Annotated in this window: 4 protein-coding genes; 3 read left to right on the top strand and 1 reads right to left on the bottom strand. The window is 42.0% G+C overall.

Annotated elements, in window-relative coordinates; all coding sequences use genetic code 11:
• Nucleotides 1-105 precede the first annotated feature (105 nt).
• The 3 genes from rdgC to AACT21_RS07670 all read left to right on the top strand — a co-directional run bounded on the left by rdgC (nucleotide 106) and on the right by AACT21_RS07670 (nucleotide 2,840).
• Nucleotides 106-1,020, top strand: a complete 915-nt coding sequence (rdgC, locus tag AACT21_RS07680; RefSeq protein ID WP_010320437.1) for a recombination-associated protein RdgC — start codon at nucleotides 106-108, stop codon at nucleotides 1,018-1,020.
• Nucleotides 1,021-1,182: 162 nt separating this feature from the next.
• Nucleotides 1,183-2,583, top strand: coding sequence for a prephenate-dependent tRNA uridine(34) hydroxylase TrhP (gene trhP, locus AACT21_RS07675; RefSeq protein ID WP_094125090.1), 1,401 nt, complete (start codon nucleotides 1,183-1,185; stop codon nucleotides 2,581-2,583).
• A gap of 2 nt (nucleotides 2,584-2,585) precedes the next feature.
• Complete coding sequence (locus AACT21_RS07670) at nucleotides 2,586-2,840, top strand: YfhL family 4Fe-4S dicluster ferredoxin (protein WP_013857525.1); 255 nt, start codon at nucleotides 2,586-2,588, stop codon at nucleotides 2,838-2,840.
• A 40-nt stretch (nucleotides 2,841-2,880) separates the two neighbouring features.
• On the opposite strand, the gene nfsA is transcribed toward AACT21_RS07670, so the two are convergent.
• Nucleotides 2,881-3,603 (bottom strand): oxygen-insensitive NADPH nitroreductase, encoded by a 723-nt coding sequence (gene nfsA / locus AACT21_RS07665; RefSeq protein WP_017047921.1) that lies wholly within the window; start codon nucleotides 3,601-3,603, stop codon nucleotides 2,881-2,883.
• Nucleotides 3,604-3,779: the final 176 nt, after the last annotated feature.

Below are 3,779 nucleotides of genomic sequence, written 5' to 3'. Positions count from 1 at the left end.
ATAAGTTTCTTATCAAGTTCATGATTATATTTTGAAATTGATTTAAGACTTTAGCTTTCAAATCCCCTATCATGTTGCGTCTTCTAATTAAGTAAGAGAAAGAATATGTGGTTTAAAAACTGTATGGTTTATCGTGTTAATCGCGATGTAGAATTCAACGCCGATCAGCTCGAAAAACAACTGGCCGAATTTCGTTTTACGCCATGCGGCAGCCAAGATAAGCAAAAATTTGGTTGGGTTAACGCAATGGGTAAACACGGCGACATGATGACCCACGTTTCTGAAGACCGTATTCTGATCTGCGCGAAAAAAGAAGAAAAGATGTTACCTGCTTCGGTCATTAAAGATTCTTTGAATGCAAAAGTTGAAGCGATGGAAGTGGAAGAAGGGCGACCTCTCAAGAAAAAGGAGAAGGAAAGCCTCAAGGAAGATATTGTCATCGATCTCCTACCTAGAGCATTTAGCCGCAGCAATCTCACCTTTGTGCTTATCCTACCCAAGCAAGGCTTCATTCTAGTCGATGCCGCAAGCTACAAAAAAGCTGAAGACGTTTTGGCGCTGCTACGCAAAACCATGGGTAGCCTACCTGTAGTACCTGCGATCCCAGAACAAGCGGTAGAAACAACACTTACTCAGTGGGTTAAAAGTGGCGAACTGCCACCAGGGTTTAGCTTGTTGGATGAAGCTGAATTAAAGTCGTTATTAGAAGATGGCGCAGTGATCCGCTGTAAGAAACAAGAACTGACAAGCGATGAGATCTTAAGCCATATTGAAGCCAATAAAGTCGTCACTAAACTGGCATTGAACTGGCAAGATCGCCTGAGCTTTATTCTGGCTGAAGATTGTAGCATTAAGCGTTTGGCATTTAGCGATGAGCTCAAAGAACAAAATGAAGATATTCCACGAGAAGAGCAAGCGGCTCGCTTTGATGCCGATTTCTCATTAATGTGTGGTGAAATGTCAGCATTTTTGCCTAACTTATTTGACGTTCTCGGCGGCCTTCCTCACCCGAACGCTTAACAAAAGCATCATGCAAAAGCCCAATACCCTTAAAAGTGTTGGGCTTTTTTGTATCGCTTACGATCCCTACTAGGCATAAGGTTATTTTTAACGTAAAATTTGCGCCCCTCCAATACCATCAGGTGGTATTGGCCTGACTTGAGATCAGATTAGAGAAAAACAATGAGCACACATACCCCTTTTGTCCCCGAGCTACTATCACCGGCGGGCAGTCTAAAAAACATGCGTTATGCGTTTGCTTACGGTGCAGATGCCGTTTATGCCGGCCAACCTCGTTATAGCCTTCGTGTACGCAACAACGAATTTAACCATGAAAACCTGCAAATCGGTATCGATGAAGCACATGCTTTGGGTAAAAAATTGTACGTGGTTTGTAATATTCAACCCCACAACTCAAAACTTAAGACATTCATCCGAGATCTAAAGCCTGTGGTTGAAATGGGACCAGATGCGCTCATTATGTCTGACCCTGGGCTTATCATGATGGTTCGTGAAGCATTTCCTGAAATGCCTATTCACCTTTCAGTTCAAGCCAATGCTGTTAACTGGGCAACAGTTAAGTTCTGGGCATCACAAGGCGTTGAACGAGTGATTCTATCACGCGAACTTTCGTTGGAAGAAATTGAAGAAATTCGTGAGCAATGTCCAACGACCGAACTCGAAATTTTTGTTCATGGCGCATTATGCATGGCTTATTCAGGTCGCTGTCTATTGTCTGGCTACATTAATAAACGTGATCCAAACCAAGGAACATGCACCAATGCATGTCGTTGGGAATACAAAGTTGAATCAGCCAAAGAAGACGAAACAGGTCAAATTGTCGAGAAATTTGATCCAGCAGCAGTTCAAACTATCGAGATACAAGAAGAGCGCCCTGATAATACACTTGGTTTAGGCAAACCGATTGATGATGTGGTTTTGCTTTCAGAAAGCCATCGTCCAGAAGAGAAGATGGCCGCTTTTGAAGACGAACATGGCACCTACATTATGAACTCAAAAGATCTACGAGCCGTACAGCATGTAGAACGATTGACGAAAATGGGCGTGCATTCATTAAAAATAGAAGGCCGTACTAAATCTTTCTATTATTGCGCTCGTACAGCTCAAGTGTACCGCAAAGCAATTGATGACGCAGTTGCAGGTAAACCATTTGATGAAAGCCTGATGGGCACTTTAGAAAGCCTTGCACACCGTGGCTATACCGAAGGTTTCTTGCGACGCCATACACACGATACTTATCAAAACTACGACTATGGCTATTCAGTCTCAGATTCACAGCAATTTGTTGGCGAATTTACGGGTAAACGTCGTGGTGGAATGGCTGAAGTTGAAGTTAAAAACAAGTTTATCTTAGGTGATAGTTTAGAGCTGATGACTCCAAAAGGGAATGTTGTCTTCAGACTTGAAGCAATGGAAAACCGCAAAGGTGAAACTGTTGATGACGCAAAAGGAAACGGTCACTTTGTTTATATCCCGGTTCCTGAAGAGTTGGATTTAAACTTTGCTCTGTTAATGCGTAACTTGAATGCTGGCCAAGATACTCGTAATCCCGTAGGCAAGTAGTTATGGCATTATTGATCACCAGTAAATGCATTAACTGTGATATGTGTGATCCGGAATGCCCAAATGGCGCGATCTCTATGGGCAACCGGATCTATGAAATTGATCCTAATCTATGTACTGAATGCAAAGGACATTATGACAAGCCCACCTGCCAATCCGTATGTCCGATAACAAACTGCATCATTACCGATCCAGAACACATAGAAACTGAACATCAACTACTTGAAAAATTCGTCGTTATTCAAGGTTTAGCCTAATCATTGTAAAAGAGCCCAATCGTTAAGATTGGGCTCTTTTTTATCGGTGTGCTAAGCCTTTACTGTTGAGATAGTTCAACATATGAGGTCGAGATTCTTGTGCTAATTTAGCCGTTACCTCTGTAGACCAAGCCGCTTGCTTGGTATTGGAAGAACGCGTCTGATAATAAGCCCTCATCGTCTCATCATATTGCTCTATTTCAGCATAACTCAAAGCATGGTAGGTATTCTCATGAACAATTACCTCAGGAGATAAACGAGGTTTTAGTTGTGGATTCTGAGCCGGATACCCCAAACACATACCAAATAACACTGCGCAATATGGAGGAAGCTCTAATAACTCATCCACTTCTTTAGGTGAATTTCTTAAGCCGCCAATATAAACACCACCCAATCCCATCGATTCTGCCGCCAATAAACAGTTTTGTGCCATGATCCCAGCGTCTACAGCGCCAATCAAAGTGAGTTCAATCAGCTCTGGTTTTACTTCAGGATTAATGGCGTAATGACGTTGGTAGTCAATGCAGAACACTAAAAACTCAGCAGCGCTTGCAACATAAGCTTGGTTGCCCGCCAGTATAGCCAACTGCTCGCGTTTATCTTTATCCGTAACACGAATGATTGAATTAACCTGTAATAGGCTCGATGATGATGCCGCAATACCAGCAGAAATAATTGTACTCAGCTGATCTGGAGTTATCTTCTGATCGGTAAAAGATCGGATAGAACGATGTGCAAGAATAGTTTCAATGACTGGATTCATCTTATATTTTTCCCTACGAGGATATTGCCACTATCTTAGCAAGCATTACCTACTGATGCCGTAAAAATGCAAACTTAAAATTAGCACAGAAAAGATCGGTTTAATGCAGTATGGGGGCGATACTTTTATTGAAGTTATTGAAGAACAGGAATGTTCTAAAAAATAATAAGGAGATG

The sequence above is a fragment of the Vibrio sp. V08_P9A1T1 genome (assembly GCF_963874405.1).
Lineage (GTDB): Bacteria > Pseudomonadota > Gammaproteobacteria > Enterobacterales > Vibrionaceae > Vibrio > Vibrio anguillarum.
The sequence above is the reverse complement of the archived record's forward strand: the minus strand, read 5'-3'. Positions and strand labels throughout refer to the sequence as shown.

Bases quoted from the DNA above. Each gene is read 5' to 3' on its own strand.
- rdgC (WP_010320437.1), top strand. From the start codon at position 106: ATGTGGTTTAAAAACTGTATGGTTTATCGTGTTAATCGCGATGTAGAA.
- trhP (WP_094125090.1), top strand. From the start codon at position 1,183: ATGAGCACACATACCCCTTTTGTCCCCGAGCTACTATCACCGGCGGGC.
- nfsA (WP_017047921.1), bottom strand. From the start codon at position 3,603: ATGAATCCAGTCATTGAAACTATTCTTGCACATCGTTCTATCCGATCT.
- AACT21_RS07670 (WP_013857525.1), top strand. From the start codon at position 2,586: ATGGCATTATTGATCACCAGTAAATGCATTAACTGTGATATGTGTGAT.